This window comes from Rhizobium sp. 05N49 (genome assembly GCF_056396805.1).
In genome coordinates this window covers 1-20,909 of record NZ_JBFTME010000038.1, presented here as the reverse complement: position 1 = coordinate 20,909, position 20,909 = coordinate 1, and the positions used below count along the sequence as shown (strand labels likewise).

Here is a 20,909-nt window from a genome sequence, read left to right as displayed (position 1 = left end):
TCAGGCCCTGAATTGCTCGTCGAGCCAGTCCAGGACGCGCCTGTTGAGCAGTGACCGGTTCTTCATCTCGCAATGGCCATCCGCGCCCTCTGCGGCGGTGAACCGCATCAGCGTCTTCGGGCCGCGCAATGCAGCGAAGAAGAAGCCGGCGTCGGCAGCAAGCCCATCATTCTCGGCCTGGGTGATCAATGTCGGGCACTGGATGCGCTCGGCATGTCGCCGCATGGTGAAAAGTTCGGCCGAGGCGAGGAAGGCCCTGAGATTATCCACTCCATGCACCCAGAAACCGCGTTGCACCACCTTCCAGCTCAGCACCGGGTTGGCGCGCAGGAAAGCGTCCATCGTATCGAGCAGTTTCTGGTCGAGAGCGCCGAGATCGGCCGCCGCTTCCGCCGGGACGCCGAATTTCTGGATGATGACCCGGCGAAAACCATCGGCAATGCTCCACGTGCCAGGATCGGCAATGAGCGCGGCAATGCGCGGCTCTCCCGCCGCCCCACGCGGCGCCAGGAGCCCGCCGAGACTCCAGCCGCTGAGCGCGATCCGATCAGGGTCGACGAGCGGATGGTTGACCGCAAAATCCACCACCGCCCTGATGACCACGTCCCAGTCCGGCCGCAGCGGTATGCCGTGCTCGTAGAGCATGGCGCCCTGGCCGGGACCGTCGAAAAGCAGGCTGTGATAGCCGCGCCGCGAAGCCGCGACGGCGCAGGCGAAATAGGTGTCGGTGATGGTGCAGTCATAGCCGTTGTTGAAGATGATGATCGGCCGCACCTCATGCTCGAGACCCTGTGCCGGGACGAAATATCCGGGCATCGGCGTCTTGCCGAATGGTATGGCGAGCGGCTCGATCGTCGGAGCCGAGAGCGCAAGCCCTCTTTCCAGTGCGTCCGTCTGCTTGCGGAAGGCGGAAAGCAGGCGCGGATCGACGGGCGCACCATAGAGCGGATGATAGGAAGCCGCATAAAAGACGCTCGCTCTCAGATAAAGCTCGCGCGCGCTGACCTTATGGTGCCTGGAAAGCGCTGCCTCGGCCTCTTCTTTCAGCCGGTCGCCGGCCGAAATCCAAGCCTGGTAAAATGCGCCGTCATCGCCATCGCCGACGGCTTCCGCCACAGCCCGGATCTCGCCGAAATCCGCCCCGCCATAGGGAATATAGGCAATCGGCCAGCTGCCGAAATCCTCATGCAACTCGTTCCTGAACAGCATGCTCATCGCCAACTCCACCAATGGCTGCCGCCGCAGCGATCGCAATGACTATAGTGGCGGCTTTCGACCCTGTCACGAAAACGCGCTTACCTGAGACATTATTGGAGGTTGTGCTCATGCTCTTCCCGTGCAAGGCTGTTGAAAGCGGGAGGTAACTGTCATGAACGGTGCAGACAGCCTGTGTGATACGCTTCTGGCAAACGATGTCAGCGTATGTTTTGCCAATCCCGGTACATCGGAAATGCATTTCGTGGCGGCGCTCGACCGCAAGCCCGAGATGCGTTGCATCCTCGGTCTTTCCGAGGGCGTGGTGACGGGCGCAGCCGACGGCTACGCGCGCATGACCGATCGCCCGGCCGCGACCTTGCTGCATACCGGGCCGGGCCTCGCCAATGGCCTTGCCAATCTCCACAATGCGCGGCGCGCGCGGATACCTGTCATCAACATTGTCGGCGACCATGCGTCCTATCATCTGCCCCTCGATGCGCCGCTGACATCCGACATCGAGGGCCTGGCAGGTACGATGTCCAACTGGGTGCACCGCATCCGCAGCCCGGAAGATATTGTCGGCGCGACGGRGGCTGCCTATCGCGCCTCCTTGTCACCGCCCGGTGTGGCAACGCTCATCCTGCCGGCAGATGCCGCCTGGGGCGATGTCGAAGTGGATCAGCCGATCAGGCTGCCCCGGCCGGAGCCTCATGCCGTAAACATGGACAGCGTGCGCGGGGTTGCCGACGCCATCAGAGATGCGCCAGGCGAGGTCGGCATTCTTCTCAGCGGTGCGGCAGCCCGCGCAGACTCCCTGGAGATCGCGGGCGCAATTGCGGGCGCCAGGGATGTGCGTCTCTTCTGTGAGATGCAGCTGCCAAGGGTCGAGCGCGGCCGCGGCCGTGTCGCCCTCACCCGCATCCCCTACCCGATCGACGCCGCGCTGGATCTGCTGGCCGATATCGATGTGCTGGTGCTGGCGGGCGCGCCGGAGCCTGTCGCCTTCTTTGCCTATCCGGGAAAGCCCGGACGGCTGGTGCGCAAAGGCTGCAAGGTTTTGACCCTTGCCAGGCATGGCGAGGATCTGAAAGGCGCGCTGGAGGCGCTGCGGGATGAACTCGACGTGAGGCAGTCGCTGCCTCAATCGCGATCGCCGGTGCTTTCCGACGATATCGTTCCGTTCGGACATCTGACCGAAGATGCGATCGCCGTGATGGTGGCGGCGCGACTTCCCGATAATGCCATCGTCTGCGACGAAGGTGTCACCTCTGCCCGCCGCTTCTTCGAACTTTCGGCCGGCGCGGCGCCGCATGACTACCTGATGAACACGGGCGGCTCGATCGGCTGCGGCATTCCGCTGGCAACGGGTGCAGCGGTCGCCTGTCCCGACCGCAAGGTCATCAACCTGCAAGCGGATGGCAGCGGCATGTATACGGTCCAGGGCCTGTGGACGCAGGCGCGTGAAAATCTCGACGTGATCACGATTATCTTCGCCAACCGCGCCTATGCCGTGCTGCATGCCGAGATGCGCAATGTCGGCGTCAACGGCATCGGCGAGAACGCCCGGCGGATGATGAACCTCGATCACCCGGCCTGGGACTGGGTGTCGATCGCCAAGGGCATGGGCGTCGATGCCGCGGGCGCGCATAGCTGCGAGCAATTTGCCGATCTCTTCGAAAGCGCACTCAGGCGCCGTGGGCCATTTCTCATCGAGGCGATCATCTGAGCTTTCAGACGGCCCCGGTTGGCAAGGCGGCGATTGCGACATAGCATCTCCGCCTCAATCCGAAAGCCCCCAGCCGAAAGCTCCCAGCTAAGAGCCCCTGCCAAAAGCAAAGACAGATCATGACAGCTTCATCCTTGCAGACCTCGCCGCAGATCCTGCTGACCAGCGCCGGACGGGCGTGGAATGGGCTCGCGGCCGAGTTCCTGCATATCCCGCGCGGAATCTCCCGCGTACCGGGTGGTGACATGCATCGTCTAGGCATCCACTTCGGTCCACCCGTCAATGCCGATTGCCACTGTGGCGGCAGGCGCATGCGCCGCGTCCAGAAGCCGGGCGATATCGATGTCGTCCCGGCCGGCCTCGACGGGTCCTGGGAGGATGATGCCGATTGCCGGATCCTGCGTGTAAGTCTCGCCCCCTCGCGGCTGCAGCAGGTCGCGGAAGATCTCGGGCGGGATTTCAGCGAGATCGAGCTGCAGCCAAGATTCCAGCTGCGCGATGCCGGCATCGAGGCGATCTGCCGGGCAATCAAGGCGGATCTGGAGGCCGATATCCCGTCCGACCCGCTCTATATCGATCTTCTCGCCAACGCGCTTGCCATCCGGCTGATCGAGACGTCGAGCGATGGCGCTCCCCGGCCAGGAATTGGTCGTGAACAAAAACTCTCGGCCCGGCAATTGCGGATGTTGACGGAATTCATCGAGACCCATCTGGACCGGAAGCTGCATCTGGCGGATCTGGCTGTCGTTGCCGGCGTCAGCGTCACAAGGCTGAAGAGCCTGTTTCGCAACAGCACCGGCCTTTCCGTGCACCAATATGTCATCCGCCGCCGCGTCGAATATGCCCGTGCCCTGATGATGACGACGGATATGGCCGCAAGCGAGATTGCCCTTGCCGCAGGCTTTGCCCATCAAAGCCATATGGCGACGACCATGCGCCGGCTCATCGGCCAGACACCCGGAGAGATCTTGCGCGAAGTGGGCGAATTCCGCCCGAAATTGCAAAGACCGGCCTGAATTTGTGCGACGCCTTCGGTGCTGCCCCCTAGTCCTTGCGCGTCACCAGCAAGGAGAAAGACATGATTGCAATCCTCGGAGCCGCCGGAAAGATCGGCTATTCGACCGCCAGGACGCTCCGCGAGGCAGGGGTGCCCGTGCGCGCCATCCTGCGCGATCCGGCAAAGGCTGACCGCCTGAGCGCCATCGGCTGCGAAGTCGCATTTGCCGATCTGCAGGACGCCAGGGCGCTTGCCGCAGCGATATCGGATGCTGACAGCGTTCAGGTCATTCTGCCGGCCGACCCGCGGGCCGCAGACATAAAAGGCGATATGCGCCGCTCGATCGAAAGCATTGCCTCGGCATTGGAAGAGGCGCGGCCTGCCCTCGTGTTTGCCATTTCCGACTACGGCGCCCATCTCGGCGAGGGCTTCGCCATGCCGAGCATGTTCTACCTGTTCGAACAGCGCCTTCGCGAGCTGGATATGCGCCGGATCTTCCTGCGGTCGGCCGAGCATATGGAAGGCTGGGGCCGCGTCGCGCCGATAGCGATCGCAACCGGCATCCTGCCGAGCTTTCATGACCCGGTCGAAAAGCAGATCCCCAACGTCTCCGCGCAGGATGTCGGCCGCATCGCCGCCGATCTCCTGCTTCGGCCCGACATCGAGACGCGCGAACAGATCGTTCATGCGGAAGGCCCGCGCCGCTATAGCGCCAGCGACGTGGCTGCAGCGCTGAGCCAGCTGCTGGGGCGCACGATTACCGCTGAAGCCCTGCCCCGCTCGCAATGGCGGGAAAGCCTGGGCCGGGTGATGAGCGCCAGCGCTGCCGATCTTCTGACCGAGCTCTACGAGGTTCACAGCAGGGGCGGCCTCATCGAGGTCGAGCCGAATGCGCGCGATATCCGAAAAGGCTCCACCGAACTTGTCGACGCGCTGAGGCCTGTTGTCGCCGTACGGTGACTTTAGGGAGGGTCGTTCCGGCAAAACGGAACCGGTTGAGGCTGAGGGGATTTATCCCTCAGCAGAGGAGGTTCCGATGATCCGCAAACTGAAGTCAGGTGAATATCKTCTCTATTCCCGCAAACCCGACGCCAAGACGAACAAACGCAAGAACCTTGGCACCTTCAAGACCCGGGAAGCGGCTGAGAAGCATGAACGCGAGGTGCAGTACTTCAAGCATCACTAGAGCAATTCAGGCGAGAGTACCGAGCAGCAGCAATAGCGCCGTGTTGCCGACAACGTCTCAAGTGTACGGCAGATCGCTTACGCCTTAGCGGCCAACCGTACCCTTCGAATCATCCTGATATGGGCTGCTGCGGTTGGGGTCGCTGTAATAAGTCCGGTAGCCGCCGCTCGAATAGGTCTCTCGATAGGTGCCGTTGAGCTGCTGATGCGTCTGCGAATAGAGATCGCCGTTTCGATAGGTGTTATAGCCGCCGCCGAGATTCTGCTCCCTGATATAGGTATTGCCTGAACTGTCGGTGGAACACGGAGCCGAAACCAGCTCGCACGATGCAGACGCGCTCCCGGCCGTCAGCAAGAAAATCCCAAACAAAATCGTCTTCATTCAACTCTCTTTTCGCGAAAATAAACGCCACGCACGTATGCAATGTAACTGAACGGCGAAAAAGAACAAACAGAAAACATCCGGGCTTCAACTCGCCCTTCGTACAATCGGTCAAATGTTAAACTGCATGTGCGATCATCCCAATCCTCGAACCGACAGGCGGCGCAATGATGGGAGAATGGTTGACGGCGGCAAAACGATGGGCGCAGAGCGTGAAGCGCGATGTCGTCGCGCTCTGGATTGCCGCGCGTGACGATCGCACGCCCCTGATGGCCAAGATCGTCGCCAGCGCGGTTGCTGCCTACGCCCTTTCCCCTGTTGACCTCATACCCGATTTCGTGCCGGTGCTCGGCTATCTCGATGATCTCATCATCGTTCCGCTCGGCATCCTCATCGCGATCCGCCTTATTCCCGCGCCGCTGATGTCGGAATTCAGGGACATGGCCACCGAGCGCACGCAGCGCCCGGTCAGCCGTTCGGGGCTTGTTGCGATCGTGATCGTCTGGCTGCTCGCAGCCGCCCTCTGCCTCTGGCTTGCGCGGGATCTGTTTCGTCACTGAAGCGAAAGCGAGTTTACCCGGCCTATTCCCGCACGAAGGCGCTGCGCAGCCAGTCGAGGAAATGGCCCGCTGCCGGCGACAGCGTACGGCCAGGCTGAATGACGGCCACGAAACCGTTCTCGTAAGTCAGGAATTCCGACCGTTCCACCAGCTTGCCGCTTTTCAGCTCGTTCAGCGCAAAACGCCGCTCCACCAAAGCCACGCCAAGCCCGCTGACGGCGGCGCTGACACAAAGATACATATGCGGGAAGTAGAGCTCCGACTGCGCCGAGATCCTGTGCCCAGTCGCCGCCTGCCAGTTTGTCCATTGCTCGCTCAAACTGTCGGGCGAAATGCGGGCCGGGAAGCTGAAATCATCGCCATCGGTACTGAACGGATAATCCGGTGCCGACACGAGGCCAAAGGAAACGGAGGCGAGCGGGATATGCTCGCGCCTGAACTGCGGCCGTGACAGCCGATCCCAGCTCAGCATGATATCCACCCCGTCCCTCGCCCGGTTCGGGCCGGCGTCACGGGCGCTCGATGACATGGTCAGCTGCACGCGGCAATTCGGATAGAGGCTGTAGAATTCCGCCAGACGCGGCACCAGCCAGACCATGGCGAAAGTAGCGCTGCAGGAAAGATGCACGCTCGCTTCGTTCCGGCTCGACTTCAGCTCCTGATAGCGCTCCTCCAGAAGATCGAAGGCCCGCGACACCGTGGTGAAGAAGGCCGCCCCATCCTCATTCAGCCGAAGGCCGGTGCCCGACTTCTCGAACACGGGAAGCCCAAGYTGCTCCTGCAAAAGCTGCAGCTGCTTCGAGACGGCACCGTGCGTGCGCCCCAGCTCGTCGGCTGCCCGTGTCACCGAACCGAGACGTGCAGTGGCCTCGAAGGCCCGGAGATAGGAGAGCGGCGGCAGATGGCGGGCCATGGTCTTCTCTTGTGTGAGTTTTTCTAACTGATGACGTGAAGATAACGCGCTTTTTCGAATTCAGATATGGGCATAAAACCATGACACAAGAGCAAAGTGAGTGGAAATCTTCGCCTCCACCTTCGTCAATCATAGGTGAGTTTTGCCAACAGAGAAAGGAAATTTCATCATGCATGTGACCGACACGCTCCGCATGTGGCGCGAACGCTGGACCGAACGTCGCCTCTTCGCACGCGAGCTGGATACTTTGCCTGATGAAACGCTCAGGGATTTCGGTATGACCCGTGAAGCCGCCTTCGAGCAGAGCCACCGACCCTTCTGGCGTGCGTAGGCGGCGTCCCTACCCGAAAGTCAAACTTCACAGCTCCGGCGACATCAGCGACGGAACCTCGAAGCGGTGTGCGCAGTTATCCTGATGATTGTCTGCGAGTTTCACCCATGTATGTCATCCTTGGCGCGTCCGGACATATAGGCTCTGTCGTTATCGACGCATTGCGGGCGTCGGGCGAGAAAGTCATCGCTGTCGCTCACAGTGCAGACAAGGCCGCCGCCATCGCACGCGACGGTATCGAACCTGTCGTCGCCGATGTCACGGATACCGGGCAGCTTCGATCGATCCTGCAAAAAGGGCGTCGCGCTTTCCTCTTGAACCCGCCGGCCGATATCAAGGGCGACACCAACGCCGGGGAACTGAAGACCGCCAGCAGTATTGCCGCCGCACTTGAAGGATCCGGGCTGGAGAAGCTCGTCCTGGTGTCCACCTATGGAGCGCTTGATGGCGCCGGCATCGGCGATCTCTCGGTGCTGTACGAATTCGAACGCCTCGTGAAGGCAACCGGCATTCCGGTGGCGATCAATCGCGGTGCATATTACTTCACCAATCTCGACATGCTTCTGCAGCCTGCGAAAGAGACCGGGCGCCTGCTCACTCCCTTCCCCGAGGACATGAAGATACCGATGGTGTCGCCAAGGGATCTGGGGGAAGCCGCCGCTGCACGCCTCAGGAGCCCGAGCGAGGATATCGGGATAGACCATGTCGAAGGTCCGGAGCGTTATTCCTTCGCCGATGTCGCCAAGGCGTTTTCATCGCGTCTCGGCCGCCCGGTTAGAGCCCAGACGATCCCTCGCGAAAGGTTCGAGGAATATTATCTCGGACTTGGCTTTTCCTGGGCTGCCGCCCGTTGCTACGCAAAGATGGCAGAGGTCACCATCGACACCGGCTTTGAAATGCCCACCCGTCGCCATTGGGGCAGGACGACGCTGGATCAGCACCTCGAAGCACTTCAAGAAAATCAGTGACGAGAGCATCTCGCAGATACACGGCGATACAAAAAACGTCCTCCGCTGAAACATTTCCAATTCATCCGTCTGTTCAGATGAACCCGTCGCCCGGTTGCGGGCCTTTAGCCATCTGACGGAAGGACAGACAGATGAGGACCATCATGATCATGGCAGCAGGCGCACTCCTCATTGCGGGTGCAATGCAGCTGACCAAGGCCAACGCCGAGCAGCCCATCCAGCGTACCGATCTCGTTCAGAACGACATCGACGTGCCTGGTCACGAGGCGGTGCAGGTTCGCGTCGACTTCGCCCCCGGCGCCTTCGCCGTGAAGCATCACCATCCGGGCGAGGAAATCGCCTATGTGGTCGAAGGCACGCTGGAATATGAGCTGGACGGACAGAAGCCGGTGACGCTGAAAGCCGGCCAGTCGCTGTTCATCCCCTCGGGCGTTGCCCATTCCGCCAGAAATGTCGGCGACGGCAAGGCCTCCGAACTCGCAACCTATATCGTCACGAAGGGCTCACCGCTCGTTGTGCCGGTGAAATAGCCTGGTGACAGATGCAGGTCGGCGCGCCCATGGCGGGTGGCCGGCCTGGTTCGCCTGGATCAGCCGAAACCGTGGCCTCCCCAAGGACCCCGCAATCGCCGAGCCTTCCTCTGCGCCTCCGTCATCCTCTTTGCGAGACGACGGACCCGTCCATGAGTTCCAGAACGGTCTCCGAGGCGTTTCCAATGATCCACGGGCAGGCATAATAGTCTTCGATGCGGTCGATAATGCCGCCGACGACATGGACGCGAACCGGCCATGCGACCCGCCACAGGTCTCCTCGCTGGAAGAGCACGAGCAGGACGGGCTCCCCGTCGATCGCCCCAAACTCCATGGTCCACGGTTCCGTGTTCTTCTCGTATTCGACGAAATAGGGAGAGTTTCTGAGCAGACCGTCGAAGCAGTCGGCGACCCGCAATCGGGCATCGGCGCTGGTGAGACCCCGCACACCATCCCAATCATGGCGGTTGAAGAGGTCAACATAGCGCTGCAGGAGCAGCGCCGTGTCGGGATCAAGCGGACGGCTCGGTTCGCCGGTCGGTTCAGCGGGCAAGCCGGCGAGCTTCGCCCGTCCACGGGAGAGCGCGGCTTTGACGCCGCCAACCGTCGAATCCACGAGTTCTGCGGTCTCCTCCAGCGAATAGTCGAACACATCCTTCAGGAGGACACAGGCGCGCTCTTTGGGCGGCAGGCTGCCGACCAGCCGTTCGATGGCGCGACGTGCATCACTCGCAGCCGGCTCCGCAGCGACGACTCCGATGTCATCCGAATAGGTGCTCTCCGCGCGCTCGCGCGCATCGCGCCGCCTCAAAAAGTCGATGCAGCGATTGTGAGCGATGCGAAACAGCCAGGACTTCAGCCTGTGGGCCTCATCAAGGGTCTCGATCTTCATGTAGGCCTCGAATAGCGTTTCCTGCATGAGATCCTCACCGTCGAGCCGTGAGCCGGTCATGCGGGCGCAGTAGCGATGCAGTTGGGCACGAATGTCTGACACCGTCTCGAGGAAGGCTCGATATCGCACATCGAATAGACCGATCGGTCGCTCCCGCATGTCCTTCACCTGTCACATCCTGGCGTTGTTGAGGAAATAGATACGAGTCATGCGACTTCGCGACTTTCAAGGCGTGCTGCCGCGGCTCCGGTCAGGCCGAGCTTGGGGCGAACCCACTGTGCAAACCGCTCTATCGCGTCATCGRCTTCGGGAGCGCGGCCAGCCATCATCTGGAACGAGTGCAGCATCTCCGGAAATACCTCTAGGCGCACCTCGACGCCCGCCGCCTTCGCACGGTCTGCGAGCACTCGGCTGTCGTCAAGCAGGGATTCGTCTTCGCCAGCTTGCAGACAGATCGGCGGCAAGCCCTTGAGATCGGCAAAGATTGGACTGGCGAATGGATTTCGAGCATCGGCCCCTCCGAGCACCTGTGATGCCAACATATCCACGGTCGCCTTCTGGAAGAAAGCGTCCTTTTCGCGGTTTGCTTCGTAAGACAGGCCGCTCGCCGACAGGTCGTGCCAGCCAGAGATGCTGAAGAGCGCGGCCGGCAGCGGCCGTCCCGTATCACGAAGTTTCATCGCTGCTGCAACGATCAGGCCCGCGCCAGCGGAATCGCCTGCACCTATAGTGTGCTCCGGCCCGATGCCCTGCTCGGCCAACCACTCCAACGCGGCCACGACCTGCTCGATCTGCCGCGGGAACTTGCTCTGAAACGAGTAGTCGTAACTCACGATCAAAGCGTAGCAGCCTACCGCCTTGGCGATGTGTCCGACCATCTTGCGATGGGTCCAGATCGACCCGCCAACATAACCGCCGCCATGTACGTAAAGCATGACGCGATCCCTGGCCGCCAGTTTGGGCTGCACCCACAGCGCGGTCTTGCCGCCAAGGTTCGTCTCGATGTAATCGACGCCGCCCGGCTCCGCCGTCAGAACCGACCACTCGGAGACTTCCGGTGGCAATTCCCGACCGTTGCGCCAAGCTTCCGCGTTCGTTTCGTAGTATATCTTGTTTGCCAAACTCTGCTTGCTATCCATTGTCACGCTCCAATTCGTTAAGGGGCGACGTCGAGGACGACCGCCAACAATAACCAAGACGGACGATCGCGCCGAAAGGATACGTGGCGAGCAGATTTGAATTTCAGTACGGACTCCAGACCAACTGCGTCGGACCGCTCGAATGCGGAAGATGCGGGCCACCGCGCCGGCTGGCGGATGGCCGGCAGATCGCGGAGGCTCAGCCCGCAGCCCGGGTTGTCACGGGATTTTGCGCCGCTCTCCGCGCCTCGATATAGGTCCGCAGCGCAGCCGGTTCGTCCGTCTGGATCGTGCTGATTCCGGCGTCCATGAGGCGGCCCCAGATGGCGTCGGGTTCGATCAGCGCCCGGGGATCGGTCCATTCGCCGCTCGCCGCCATATCCAGCGTATTGAACCAGATTGCCATATCGGCATCTTCGAAGAGCTGGCGGTTGCCGGCGATCGTGTCGAGATGATCGAAGCGCAGTTCGCACATGAAAGGCCTGATTTCGGAGAGCAGCGAAAGCCTTTCGCTGATATCGCTGGCGGTGAAATAGGCCATCGCCATGAAGGGCACGCCTTCAATGTTCTGGGCGCGCACCCATGCAAGATCTTCGCGGGTCATGACTGTTGTCTTCAGGTCGACGGAGGACGCCACGCCCATCTCGCGGGCACAGGCCGCAACTTCCGAAAACAGACCGCGATCCTTCAGGTCGAGATCGGCGAAGATACGCCCGCGAATGGTCTCGAATACCTGCCTCAGAGTGGGAATGCGCTGGTCGGTGGTGGTGCGGTGCTCGCCGCCATTGTCTTCGCGCAGCGCAATCGTCTGCAGTTCGGCTATGGTGAAGGTCTCCGCGTCGCGGTCGATGCCGGCCATACGCAGGAGCGTGTCGTCATGCATCAGGAAAAGCTCACCATCGGCGCTCTTGCGCACGTCGATCTCGACAATATCGGCGCCGACGGCAATGGCCTTCTCGATCGCTGCCAGGCTGTTTTCTGGCGCACCGTGCCAGGCGCCGCGATGAGCGACGATAGCGCAGGAACGGTTCGGGTCGGCGATGAAGTCTTTGTAGCTCATGGTCTTTCCTTATGTGTCAGCCGCGGCGGCTGGCGAGGTATGATTTGAGGGCGACCGGTTCGTCGGTCTGGATCAGGGAAACGCCGGCCTCGATGAGACGGCCCCAGATGGCATCGGGATCCTGCATGGCAGCCGTGTCGGTAAAGCCGGCAAAGGCGACGGAATCGAGCGTATTGGCCCAGAGCGCCATGCCCGTCTGGCGAGCGTGGAGCGCGGCGATATCCTCAACGCGGTCGAAGCAGACCTCACAAACGGCAGGCGCAAGCCGGAACAACAGATCAAGCTCCGCCTCTGCATGCGTAGCGCTGATCCGTGACTTGGCCATGAACAGCACGCCATACGGGCTAACAGTCTCGCGCACCCAGGCAAGATCTTCGGGCGTTCGAAGATTGCCCCAGAAATCCACCTGGGATTCGACATCGAGATCGCGCGCGCAGGCGATGACGTCGGGGACGATGGCACGATCCTTGACATCGAGATGCAGGAAGATGCGATCGCGCGTCAGGTCGAAGAGCTGCTGCAGGCTCGGCAGCCTCTCGCCGGTCATGGCGTTATTCTCGCCACCGTCGCGGTTTCTGAGCGTGAGACCTGCGAGTTGCGCCGAGCTCAACGCCTCCGGCGCCTCGTCGATGCCCGCCATGCGCAGCAGCGTCTCGTCATGCAGCAGGAAGAGCCCGCCATCCGCACTCCGGCGCACGTCGATTTCGACGATATCGGCACCGGCGCGGATCGCCGCTTCGATGGCGGGCAAGCTGTTTTCGGGTGCGTCGCGCCAGATGCCGCGATGCGCCACGACTGCGCAGTCCCTGTTCGGGCTGCGCACATAGTCAGTGTAGTTCATGGAGAGGTCTTTCAATGGCCGGCGAATGCATCCGCAATGGCGCGCCCCGTTTCGCTTTCAAACAGGTGCAGGCGGGATCGTGGGAAGGAAAAGGAAAGTTCCGTGGCGGCATCGATCTGCGCGCCGAAGGGCGTGGCGATACGGATGGAAGTGCCCGCGAGATCGACGGCCAGCACCGAATGCGAGCCGAGATCCTCGAAATGCCTGAGGCGTCCCTTGATCCTACCGTCGGCGCTGATGGCGATATCTTCCGGGCGGATGCCGAGCTGGAAATTGCCCGGCCTGTGGTACTCGGCGACCACCTGCCCGTCTGCCAGCCGCAGCACGGACCCGTCTGATGTCACCGGCAGGATATTCATCGGCGGCGCGCCGATGAACTTGGCGACGAAGACCGAGGCCGGGCGATGATAGATCGCCTTCGGCGTATCGAACTGTTCGACATTGCCCTTGTTGAGGATGAGGATCCGGTCGGCAAGCGTCATCGCCTCCACCTGGTCGTGGGTAACGAAAACGGTCGTTGCTCCGATGCGCCGATGCAGGTCGGCAAGCTCGACGCGCATGTCGTGGCGCAGTTGCGCATCAAGATTGGACAGTGGCTCGTCGAAGAGCAGCACGCCGGGCTCGCGTACGATCGCCCGGCCGATCGCCACACGCTGGCGCTGGCCACCTGAAAGCTGTCCCGGTTTGCGATCGAGATAGGCGGCCAGTCCCAGCATCTCGGCAACGGCGCCAACACGTTCCCTGCGTTCAGCTTTCGGCAGGCCGGCGACACGCAGGCTGTAGGCCATATTGTCAAAAACGGTCATATGCGGATAGAGCGCGTAGTTCTGGAAGACCATGGCGCAGCCGCGCTGCTTCGGCTCCAGGCCCTGCACCTCGCGGTTGCCGAACAGGATCTTGCCGCCGCTGACGGCCTCGAGGCCTGCGATCATCTGCAGCAGCGTGGATTTTCCGCAGCCGGACGGGCCGAGAACGACGGTGAATTCGCCGGCGCGTAACTCGACATCGAGTGGCGGGATGACGGTCGATTTCGCGTCATATGCCTTGGTGACGCCTGCGAGCGTGATGTTGGTGGCCGCGCTGCGGATAGCGGTATCGATGGCGTTCACGTCATTTCTCCGAAAGAACAAGGCCTTGCACGAGGTAGCGCTGCAGGAGCGCAATCATCGCAAGGGGAATGATCGAGACGACCACGACACCCGCCATGATCATCGGAAAGTCGGGAATCTCGCCCTCCATATCGGGCGCGAGCCGTGTAAGACCGACGACGGCGGTGGTCATCTCGGGTTTCGAGGCGGCAACGAGCGGCCAGAGATATTGCGTCCAGCCGCTGAGGAAGGTCAGCACGAAAAGTGCCGCAAAGCTGCTCCGTGAAATCGGCAGCAGAATGTGGAAGAGGAAGCGGATCGGCCCTGCTCCATCCATGCGCGCTGCCTTGAAGAGATCGGACGGCAGCGTGCGGAAGAACTGCCGGAACAGGAAGGTACCGGTTCCATGCGCGACAAGCGGCGCCACGAGTCCGAAATGCGTGTCGAGCACACTGAGTTCGAGGTGGAGTGGGGCGCCGAACAGGCTTTCGATCAAGGCGTTCGCCCCGATCAGATCGAGCAATCCATTCAGTGGCGAGAAGATATTGGCCGCCACCTGATAGGTGGTGATCACGCGAATATCGATCGGTAGCATGATCGTCGCCAGGATCACCGCGAAGGCAATACCTGCCCAGCGGATGCGGAAATAGACCAGCGCATAGGCCGCAAGGAAGGACAGCGCGCAGGTAAAGAAAGCATCGTAAAGCGCGACCAGCATGCTGTTCAGCATCTGGATCGGAATACGGGTTTCGTTGAAGACACGCCTGACGTTGTCGACGAACTGATCACCCGGATACCAGGCAAGCCCGTTGCGAAGCAGAAACTCATAGGACTGTGATGCATTGGCAAGCGTCAGATAGAGAGGCCCGAGAATGAAGACGATGCCGATAAGCAGGATGGCGCTGGCGACGAAATTGAGCGAGCGGGCATTTTCGATCATGGCTCTCTCCTACCGTTCATAATTGACGCTACGGCCGAGAAGCAGGAACTGCGCGGCGGTCAGGATGACGACGAAGACCATCAGGATGGCCGTCTGCGTGGAAGCGCCGGAGAGATCGTAGCCGCTGAAGCCATCGGTATAGATCTTGTAGACCAGCAGATTGGTGGCGCCGCCCGGACCGCCCTTGGTGATCGTGTCGATCAGCGCGAAGGCCGACGTGACGCTTTCGGTAAACTCCAGCACCAGCGTCAGGAAGAGCTGAGGCATGATCAGCGGCAGCTGCACGTCGAAAATGCGCCGCCACGGCCCTGCCCCATCCATGGCCGCCGCCTGAAACATGGTGCGCGGGATGGATTGCAGGCCGGCAAGCAGGATGACGAAATTGAAGGGAATGCCGCCCCAGACATGGGCTACGATGAGTGTGATGAATGCGTCAGTGCCATCGAGGCCGGGCGCCCACGCGCCCGGAAAGAAATGGTTGATTGGCGCCAGAATGCCGACGAACGGGTTGAAGATGAAGGCGAAGACGACGCCGATCGAAGCACCTGCCACCCCCTTCGGCCAGACAAGCACGTTACGCGCTGACAGCGACAGACGGATCTTTCGGTCGGCGGCAACCGCCAGGATCAGCGGCAGAGCGACGGCGAGCGACGAGGCAAAGACCATGAAGATAACTGTGCGCCAACCGGCATTCCAGAATTCCGGGTCGGCAAGCACGCGGCGGAAATTATCCCAGCCGACGAATTCCGACCCGCCGCCGAATGGCCTTTCCAGAAAGAACGACCAATAGAAGGCCTGCACGATCGGCGCATAGAAGAAGATGAGGATCAACAGCAGCAAGGGTGCGGCCAGCAAAGCCGGCAGCCAGCGATGGCTGAAAAGCGAGGATTCCGACGTCATCACGCATGTCCATTTCGAGGAAACCCGGTGCGGCGACGGGGAGCGCCGCACCGGCCAGGGATCAGGGCAGCTTTGCCGTCTTGTAGGTCTGCTCGAAGCGGCGCAGCAGTTCGTCGCCACGCTTCTTGGCATTGTCGAGCGAGACCTGCGCGGTCTGTGTGCCCGCAAATGCCTTCTGCGTTTCCTCTATGAGGATCGAGCGGAACTGCACGTAGAAGCCGAGGCGAATGCCGCGTGTATCGGGCGTGCCCGGCTCGTTCATGGATTCGATGCCGACACCGGCCGTCGCATATTTGGTGGTACGGGCATCCGGGCTTTTGGCGATGGCGTCGAGCACGTCATTGGTGACAGGCACGTAACCGGTCGAAGCCGTCATGAACATCTGCTGTTCCGGCTTGCGCAGGAAGTCGAGGAAGACCTTGGCGCCATCGATCTCGGCCTGGTCGTGACCCTTCATGATGTAGATGGACGCGCCGCCGACGAAGGTGTTGTGGCGCTCGTAGCCCTTGTACATCGGCGTCAGGCCGACGGAGAGCTCATACTTGCCGGCAAAGGCCTTTGAAGAGTCCGTGTAGGAGCCGGAGGAATTTTCCATCATGGCGCATTCGCCGGAATTGAATGCGGCCGTATAGTTGCCGGCCTTGGTGTCGCTGGCGATCTTGACCAGGCCTTCCTTGCGCCAGTCGATCAGGTTCTGCAGGTGCTTTGCAAAGAAGGTTGTGTTGAAGACATATTCGGCATCGAGACCATCATAGCCATTATGCTTAGAGGCGATCGGCAGGCCGTGACGGGCGGAGAACTGCTCGAACATCGACCAGGGCTCGCCATTGGTGACATAGGGGCATTCATGGCCTGATGCCTTCAGCTTGCGGGCAGCCTCGATAATGTCTTCCCAGGTCTTCGGCATCTCGGTGACGCCGGCTTTCTCGAGCTCCGTCTTGTTGACGTAGAAGAGCAGCGTCGAAGCATTATAGGGCTGCGAATAGAGCTTGCCGCCTGACGTTTCGTAATAGGAGCGCGCGCCCTTGATGTAATTGTTCCAGTTGACGTCGGGCAGTACATCCTGAACCGGAACGACGGCATCCGACAGAAGCAGGTCGAGCGTGCCGGCATCGAAGAACTGGATCAGCACCGGATGTTTATTGGAGCGGTAGGCGGCAATCGCCTTCTGCATGGAGACTTCATAGCTGCCCTGCCCGACGCAGGTCACATGGTCTTTCGACTGCGACGCATTGAAGGCGTCGCATTGCGCAAGGATCGCCTTTTCGACGCTTCCCGTGTTGCCGTACCAGAATTCGAAATTTGCAGCCTGCGCGGAACTACACGCAGCCGTCATCAGAGCGGCAGCAGCCACCAGAATAGAGATCTTCATAATACCCTCGCCTGAAATGTGAGACCCGCCGGACCAGCGTCCGGATCGTGAACGGCGGCTTAGTACACTTTGTGTGTAACAACTGGATGACGAGATTTGGCTTGATCGGTTACGCAAGGCCCGGTATCTAGGCACCTGCGGTTGCCATCTATGTTGCATTTACACTTTTGTAGTATATTCGAGGTGCGTGATGCCTTATTCTCCTGAACCGTTGATTGCTGCCCGCTTCCGGCGTCCGGGAGAAGAAATCGTCGTCTCCGCGAATGAGCGCAGCCTGCTGAAACTCATCTGGCGCAATCCCGGCCTGTCACGATCCGAGATCACCGGCCACACCGACCTGACACAGCAATCGGTCCATCGCATCATCGACCAGCTCGTCGAGCGCGGTATCGTTTCTCTAGGGTCTCCCAAGCCCGGCCTCGGCCGCGGCCAGCCGAGTCCCATGCTGAGCCTCAACGGCCGCCACGCCTATTCGGTCGGCATTTCCGTCAATTCCGACGTGGTCGATATCTGCCTGGTGGACCTGTCGGGCAATGTGCTCGGCGAAAGCGACATTTCGCTGAGGGAGCTCAGCATGAACCAGGCGCTGGATCGCGTGCGCGACCGCATCGCCGAACTGCAGCAGTTGAACGGCCTCGATGACGAGACCTTCTTCGGCATCGGCTTCGGCATTGCCGGCGCTCTGATATCAGGGACAAAATATAATGCCTCGATGCCGCTGCATGAATGGTCGTTGATCGAGCTTGGGCCGCTTCTGAGCGATCTCTTCAAGAAGCCCGTCTGGCTCCTGAACGGCGGCAGCGCCGGCGCAGTCGCCGAGGCGATGTTCGGCGTCGGGCGTTTCATCAAGCATTTCGCCTATCTCAGCTTCAACTACGGCTTCGGCGGCGGCCTGATCAACGACGGCGAACTCCTGGCCGGCGGTAACGGCAATGCCGGCGAATTCTCGGGCATGTTTGACGATGAGGAGACCACCCGCCGCCCCGCCCTGCAGCTGCTCCTGGAGAAGCTGAAGCGCCACAATGTCGACGTACCGTCGATCCCCTATCTGCGCCGGCATTTCGATCCGAAATGGCCAGGCGTCGTGGAATGGGTCGAGGAGATCACCCCCGCCTATAACCGTCTCGTCAATGCCATCTGGGCGATCTACGACCCGCAGGCGATCGTCTTCGGCGGCCAGGTGCCGCCGGGATTGGCGCAGATGCTGAGCGAACGCACCGAACTTTTCGGACGCCCGCGCTACGGCGTGCCTCGCCCGCACCCGAAACTCATAGTGTCGGACATAGCAGGAGACGCCGCTGGCATGGGCTCGGCCATCGTTCCCTTCAAATCGACCTTCTACTAACGACTAGCGTAACTGCTGATCTGACGGCGCATGCTCGTTTTCGTCATAGAGCCGGACATCAGGTACAGCGGGCAGCCAGGATTCGCGCCTGATAGTCCAGACTTCGACCATCGGGTGGATGTCGTTCGGTGCCTGATCCAGGGTGCCGATGAAGACTTCCACAGCGTCGTCGAGCATGAAGAACAGCCGAGAGCCGCAGATCGGGCAGAACGACCGTTTGTCGTAGGTGCTGATCTCACCGTCCATCTTGAACTTCGAGCGCCGCCAGTTCGCTGTGGCCGAAAAGATCGAGCCCGTCAGCTTCCGGCATTTGGTGCAGTGGCAGAGCCCGGACTGATACGGCTCGCCTTCGACTTCGTAGCGCACCGCGCCGCACATACAGCCACCCATCCTCACGCTTTCCGTCGCCATCGCTTCCTCCACGCATCAAGCCACCGCAGAATAGCTGACAATGCGTCGAAAGCAGCCCGCTTGTCGGATGCGGCTCCAGGTGTTACCAATTCCGCATGGACAGAACCGTGATCAGCACGTCGGTGATGATGATGCCGCGCTCATAGCGTGGCGGGTTTCGTGCGTCCATAAYGCACCAGCGACCGCCCTCGAGGCGGTCTTTTCATGAGTCGATCCGTCTCGCGGGGCAACTAGCCCTCGAAAGGATCAACCGATGAACAAGATCTATATCACCACTTCGATCCCCTATGTGAACGCTGCCCCGCATGTGGGCTTTGCGCTCGAACTCGTGCAGGCCGATGCCTATGCGCGCCACTTCCGACTGCTCGGCCGCGATGTGCGGTTCCAGTGCGGCACTGATGACAACAGCCTGAAGAACGTTCGCTCGGCGGAAGCTGCCGGCCTGCCTGTGGCGGATTTCGTCGATGCCAATGCCGACCGCTTCGAGCAGCTGGGGACACGGCTCGATATCTCCAACGACGAGTTCGTCCGCACTTCGCGCGACCCGCGGCATGTCGCCTGCGTGCATGCCCTGTGGAATGCCTGTGCTGACAATGGGGACCTCTACCGCAAGGCCTATGAAGGTCTCTACTGCGTCGGCTGCGAGCAGTTTTACGAGGCATCCGAACTCATCGATGGGCGCTGCCCCGAGCACCGCATTCCGCTCGAACTGGTGCGGGAGGAGAACTGGTTTTTCCGCCTCTCCCGCTATGGCGACCGGCTGCTGCACCTCATCGAGAGCGACGAACTGAAGATTGTGCCGGCCCACCGGCGCAACGAAGTGCTGGCGCTGCTTCTGCGCGGCCTTGAGGATATCAGCGTCTCGCGTAGCGCCGAACGGGCGCGCGGTTGGGGTGTTCCCGTGCCTCTGAGCGATGAGGTCGTCTATGTCTGGTTCGATGCGCTGGCGAATTACCTGACCGGGCTCGGCCACGGCACCGATGAAGAGCTCTTCAATCGCTACTGGACCGCTGGCGGTGAGCGCATCCACGTCGTCGGCAAGGGCATCTCCAAGTTCCATGCTATCTACTGGCCGGCCATCCTGCTCTCGGCCGGTCTGCCGCCACCGTCGTCGATCCTGGTGCATGGCTATGTGACGGTCGACGGCAGAAAGATCGGCAAATCGGCCGGCAATGGCATCGATCCCAATAGCGTCGTCGATGCCTACGGTACGCCGGATGCGCTGCGCTATTACCTGCTCCGGCATATTCGCTCGGGCGACGATGGCGACTTCTCGGCCGAGCGTCTGGAGGCAGCTTGGACAGGAGAGCTCGGCGGCCAGCTCGGCAATCTCGCCAACCGGGTCCTGGCACTGGTCTCTTCAGCTTTCGAAGGGGTCGCTCCGCCGCTGCAGGAGAGTGATTTCACGCAGGAGGCGGCACGGCTTCCAGCGAAAGTGGCTGAGGCCTTCGACGCTTATGAGCTGCATGTCGGCCTTGCGGATATCTTCGCCTTCGTCGGCGAGGCGAACCGGCGCTTCGCCAAGGGTGCACCGTGGGTGGATGCAAAGGCACTTTCGGGGGATCTGACGACGGCGGAGAGGAAAGCGACCGGCGACCGCCTCGGTGCCTGCATTGCCGAGCAGGTCTATGGGGTGGCGGTGGTGGCGCGCTGCCTCTTGCCGTTTCTGCCGCGCTCAGCCGTGGCATTGCATGGAAGATTGGGAATTGCAGTGCCTGAGGTGTACGGGGCGCCGCTTGTGATTGATGGAGTAAAGACGGCGTCGGAAGCTGTGCTGTTTCCGAGGAGGGAAGCAGCCTCACGACATCACGGCAAGGCCCCTCCCCAACTCCTCCCCACAGGTGGAAGGGGCTAACTCCTTACTTCCTCTCAAACCTCGAAGGTCTAGAGAGCGGGGGCCGCAAATTAAGCCCTCCCTTGTGGGGAGGGTTTGGGCCGGGTTCCTCGTCGCCTCTAAAACGAGCCTTACACAGCAACCTCACCTCACCACATCGTCTTCGCTGCCCGCGCCGGCCATTCGCGGTCGTAGGTTTCGTGGTCGAAATCCCCAACAGCATCCTTCAGCATCTGACCGGGCGTCGGCAGATTGGCAGGGTCGAATTGGCAGGGTCGAAGAAAATTTAGGCAATAAA

Annotated in this window: 22 protein-coding genes; 10 read left to right on the top strand and 12 right to left on the bottom strand. The window is 61.2% G+C overall.

The window, feature by feature from the left end; translation table 11 throughout:
- Complete coding sequence (locus AC1DF8_RS35015; RefSeq protein ID WP_478157360.1) at positions 1-1,215, bottom strand: alpha/beta hydrolase family protein; 1,215 nt, start codon at positions 1,213-1,215, stop codon at positions 1-3.
- Positions 1,216-1,369: 154 nt separating this feature from the next.
- Between AC1DF8_RS35015 and AC1DF8_RS35010 the strand changes: the two genes are divergently transcribed.
- From AC1DF8_RS35010 to AC1DF8_RS34995, 4 genes are all read left to right on the top strand, one after another.
- A complete protein-coding gene (locus AC1DF8_RS35010) occupies positions 1,370-2,923 on the top strand; it encodes an acetolactate synthase large subunit (RefSeq protein WP_478157358.1) in 1,554 nt (517 codons plus the stop codon).
- Between the two features lie 119 nt (positions 2,924-3,042).
- On the top strand, positions 3,043-3,939 hold the full coding sequence (locus tag AC1DF8_RS35005) for a helix-turn-helix transcriptional regulator (RefSeq protein ID WP_478157356.1): 897 nt from the start codon (positions 3,043-3,045) through the stop codon (positions 3,937-3,939).
- A gap of 62 nt (positions 3,940-4,001) precedes the next feature.
- Entirely contained in the window at positions 4,002-4,880 is an 879-nt protein-coding gene (locus AC1DF8_RS35000) for an NmrA family NAD(P)-binding protein (protein WP_478157354.1), read from the top strand.
- A gap of 76 nt (positions 4,881-4,956) precedes the next feature.
- On the top strand, positions 4,957-5,106 hold the full coding sequence (locus AC1DF8_RS34995; protein ID WP_478157352.1) for a hypothetical protein: 150 nt from the start codon (positions 4,957-4,959) through the stop codon (positions 5,104-5,106).
- Positions 5,107-5,190: 84 nt separating this feature from the next.
- Here AC1DF8_RS34995 and AC1DF8_RS34990 read toward each other — a convergent pair whose 3' ends face one another.
- Positions 5,191-5,487, bottom strand: coding sequence for a hypothetical protein (locus AC1DF8_RS34990; RefSeq protein ID WP_113116859.1), 297 nt, complete (start codon positions 5,485-5,487; stop codon positions 5,191-5,193).
- A gap of 170 nt (positions 5,488-5,657) precedes the next feature.
- On the opposite strand from AC1DF8_RS34990, the gene AC1DF8_RS34985 reads away from it, so the two are divergent.
- A complete protein-coding gene (locus tag AC1DF8_RS34985) occupies positions 5,658-6,047 on the top strand; it encodes a YkvA family protein (protein WP_478157372.1) in 390 nt (129 codons plus the stop codon).
- A 22-nt stretch (positions 6,048-6,069) separates the two neighbouring features.
- Here the strand turns inward: AC1DF8_RS34985 and AC1DF8_RS34980 are convergent, their stop codons facing one another.
- Positions 6,070-6,960 carry a LysR substrate-binding domain-containing protein gene (locus AC1DF8_RS34980; protein ID WP_478157350.1) on the bottom strand — a complete coding sequence of 297 codons (891 nt, stop codon included), beginning with the start codon at positions 6,958-6,960 and terminating at the stop codon, positions 6,070-6,072.
- Positions 6,961-7,129: 169 nt separating this feature from the next.
- Here AC1DF8_RS34980 and AC1DF8_RS34975 point away from each other — a divergent pair, with 169 nt between their 5' ends.
- The 3 genes from AC1DF8_RS34975 to AC1DF8_RS34965 all read left to right on the top strand — a co-directional run bounded on the left by AC1DF8_RS34975 (position 7,130) and on the right by AC1DF8_RS34965 (position 8,789).
- Positions 7,130-7,291 (top strand): YjiS-like domain-containing protein, encoded by a 162-nt coding sequence (locus AC1DF8_RS34975; RefSeq protein ID WP_112547378.1) that lies wholly within the window; start codon positions 7,130-7,132, stop codon positions 7,289-7,291.
- Between the two features lie 107 nt (positions 7,292-7,398).
- Positions 7,399-8,259, top strand: a complete 861-nt coding sequence (locus AC1DF8_RS34970; RefSeq protein WP_478157347.1) for an NmrA family NAD(P)-binding protein — start codon at positions 7,399-7,401, stop codon at positions 8,257-8,259.
- Between the two features lie 131 nt (positions 8,260-8,390).
- On the top strand, positions 8,391-8,789 hold the full coding sequence (locus AC1DF8_RS34965) for a cupin domain-containing protein (protein WP_113206321.1): 399 nt from the start codon (positions 8,391-8,393) through the stop codon (positions 8,787-8,789).
- Between the two features lie 121 nt (positions 8,790-8,910).
- On the opposite strand, the gene AC1DF8_RS34960 is transcribed toward AC1DF8_RS34965, so the two are convergent.
- The 8 genes from AC1DF8_RS34960 to AC1DF8_RS34925 form a co-directional block, all read right to left on the bottom strand.
- Complete coding sequence (locus tag AC1DF8_RS34960) at positions 8,911-9,840, bottom strand: sigma-70 family RNA polymerase sigma factor (RefSeq protein WP_478157370.1); 930 nt, start codon at positions 9,838-9,840, stop codon at positions 8,911-8,913.
- A gap of 47 nt (positions 9,841-9,887) precedes the next feature.
- On the bottom strand, positions 9,888-10,820 hold the full coding sequence (locus tag AC1DF8_RS34955; protein ID WP_478157345.1) for an alpha/beta hydrolase fold domain-containing protein: 933 nt from the start codon (positions 10,818-10,820) through the stop codon (positions 9,888-9,890).
- 199 nt (positions 10,821-11,019) lie between these two features.
- Positions 11,020-11,880 (bottom strand): glycerophosphodiester phosphodiesterase family protein, encoded by an 861-nt coding sequence (locus AC1DF8_RS34950; RefSeq protein ID WP_478157343.1) that lies wholly within the window; start codon positions 11,878-11,880, stop codon positions 11,020-11,022.
- A gap of 16 nt (positions 11,881-11,896) precedes the next feature.
- A complete protein-coding gene (locus AC1DF8_RS34945) occupies positions 11,897-12,721 on the bottom strand; it encodes a glycerophosphodiester phosphodiesterase family protein (RefSeq protein WP_478157341.1) in 825 nt (274 codons plus the stop codon).
- A gap of 11 nt (positions 12,722-12,732) precedes the next feature.
- On the bottom strand, positions 12,733-13,830 hold the full coding sequence (locus AC1DF8_RS34940) for a sn-glycerol-3-phosphate ABC transporter ATP-binding protein UgpC (RefSeq protein WP_183846062.1): 1,098 nt from the start codon (positions 13,828-13,830) through the stop codon (positions 12,733-12,735).
- A 1-nt stretch (position 13,831) separates the two neighbouring features.
- Complete coding sequence (locus AC1DF8_RS34935; RefSeq protein WP_478157339.1) at positions 13,832-14,749, bottom strand: ABC transporter permease subunit; 918 nt, start codon at positions 14,747-14,749, stop codon at positions 13,832-13,834.
- A gap of 9 nt (positions 14,750-14,758) precedes the next feature.
- Positions 14,759-15,649 carry a carbohydrate ABC transporter permease gene (locus tag AC1DF8_RS34930; protein WP_478157337.1) on the bottom strand — a complete coding sequence of 297 codons (891 nt, stop codon included), beginning with the start codon at positions 15,647-15,649 and terminating at the stop codon, positions 14,759-14,761.
- A gap of 61 nt (positions 15,650-15,710) precedes the next feature.
- Positions 15,711-17,021 carry an extracellular solute-binding protein gene (locus AC1DF8_RS34925; RefSeq protein ID WP_478157335.1) on the bottom strand — a complete coding sequence of 437 codons (1,311 nt, stop codon included), beginning with the start codon at positions 17,019-17,021 and terminating at the stop codon, positions 15,711-15,713.
- Positions 17,022-17,211: 190 nt separating this feature from the next.
- On the opposite strand from AC1DF8_RS34925, the gene AC1DF8_RS34920 reads away from it, so the two are divergent.
- The gene (locus tag AC1DF8_RS34920) at positions 17,212-18,366 is read left to right on the top strand and encodes an ROK family transcriptional regulator (RefSeq protein ID WP_113015744.1); all 1,155 of its coding nucleotides are present in this window, start codon (positions 17,212-17,214) and stop codon (positions 18,364-18,366) included.
- A gap of 3 nt (positions 18,367-18,369) precedes the next feature.
- Here the strand turns inward: AC1DF8_RS34920 and AC1DF8_RS34915 are convergent, their stop codons facing one another.
- Positions 18,370-18,777 (bottom strand): GFA family protein, encoded by a 408-nt coding sequence (locus AC1DF8_RS34915; protein ID WP_113147522.1) that lies wholly within the window; start codon positions 18,775-18,777, stop codon positions 18,370-18,372.
- Positions 18,778-19,030: 253 nt separating this feature from the next.
- Here AC1DF8_RS34915 and metG point away from each other — a divergent pair, with 253 nt between their 5' ends.
- The gene (gene metG / locus AC1DF8_RS34910) at positions 19,031-20,632 is read left to right on the top strand and encodes a methionine--tRNA ligase (protein ID WP_478157332.1); all 1,602 of its coding nucleotides are present in this window, start codon (positions 19,031-19,033) and stop codon (positions 20,630-20,632) included.
- Positions 20,633-20,909 lie beyond the last annotated feature (277 nt).

Bases quoted from the DNA above. Each gene is read 5' to 3' on its own strand.
- AC1DF8_RS35000 (WP_478157354.1), top strand. From the start codon at position 4,002: ATGATTGCAATCCTCGGAGCCGCCGGAAAGATCGGCTATTCGACCGCC.
- AC1DF8_RS34970 (WP_478157347.1), top strand. From the start codon at position 7,399: ATGTATGTCATCCTTGGCGCGTCCGGACATATAGGCTCTGTCGTTATC.
- AC1DF8_RS34945 (WP_478157341.1), bottom strand. From the start codon at position 12,721: ATGAACTACACTGACTATGTGCGCAGCCCGAACAGGGACTGCGCAGTC.
- metG (WP_478157332.1), top strand. From the start codon at position 19,031: ATGAACAAGATCTATATCACCACTTCGATCCCCTATGTGAACGCTGCC.
- AC1DF8_RS34915 (WP_113147522.1), bottom strand. From the start codon at position 18,777: ATGGCGACGGAAAGCGTGAGGATGGGTGGCTGTATGTGCGGCGCGGTG.
- AC1DF8_RS34965 (WP_113206321.1), top strand. From the start codon at position 8,391: ATGAGGACCATCATGATCATGGCAGCAGGCGCACTCCTCATTGCGGGT.
- AC1DF8_RS34975 (WP_112547378.1), top strand. From the start codon at position 7,130: ATGCATGTGACCGACACGCTCCGCATGTGGCGCGAACGCTGGACCGAA.
- AC1DF8_RS34930 (WP_478157337.1), bottom strand. From the start codon at position 15,649: ATGACGTCGGAATCCTCGCTTTTCAGCCATCGCTGGCTGCCGGCTTTG.
- AC1DF8_RS34990 (WP_113116859.1), bottom strand. From the start codon at position 5,487: ATGAAGACGATTTTGTTTGGGATTTTCTTGCTGACGGCCGGGAGCGCG.
- AC1DF8_RS35005 (WP_478157356.1), top strand. From the start codon at position 3,043: ATGACAGCTTCATCCTTGCAGACCTCGCCGCAGATCCTGCTGACCAGC.
- AC1DF8_RS34985 (WP_478157372.1), top strand. From the start codon at position 5,658: ATGGGAGAATGGTTGACGGCGGCAAAACGATGGGCGCAGAGCGTGAAG.
- AC1DF8_RS34935 (WP_478157339.1), bottom strand. From the start codon at position 14,749: ATGATCGAAAATGCCCGCTCGCTCAATTTCGTCGCCAGCGCCATCCTG.
- AC1DF8_RS34920 (WP_113015744.1), top strand. From the start codon at position 17,212: ATGCCTTATTCTCCTGAACCGTTGATTGCTGCCCGCTTCCGGCGTCCG.
- AC1DF8_RS35015 (WP_478157360.1), bottom strand. From the start codon at position 1,215: ATGAGCATGCTGTTCAGGAACGAGTTGCATGAGGATTTCGGCAGCTGG.
- AC1DF8_RS34925 (WP_478157335.1), bottom strand. From the start codon at position 17,021: ATGAAGATCTCTATTCTGGTGGCTGCTGCCGCTCTGATGACGGCTGCG.
- AC1DF8_RS34950 (WP_478157343.1), bottom strand. From the start codon at position 11,880: ATGAGCTACAAAGACTTCATCGCCGACCCGAACCGTTCCTGCGCTATC.
- AC1DF8_RS34960 (WP_478157370.1), bottom strand. From the start codon at position 9,840: ATGCGGGAGCGACCGATCGGTCTATTCGATGTGCGATATCGAGCCTTC.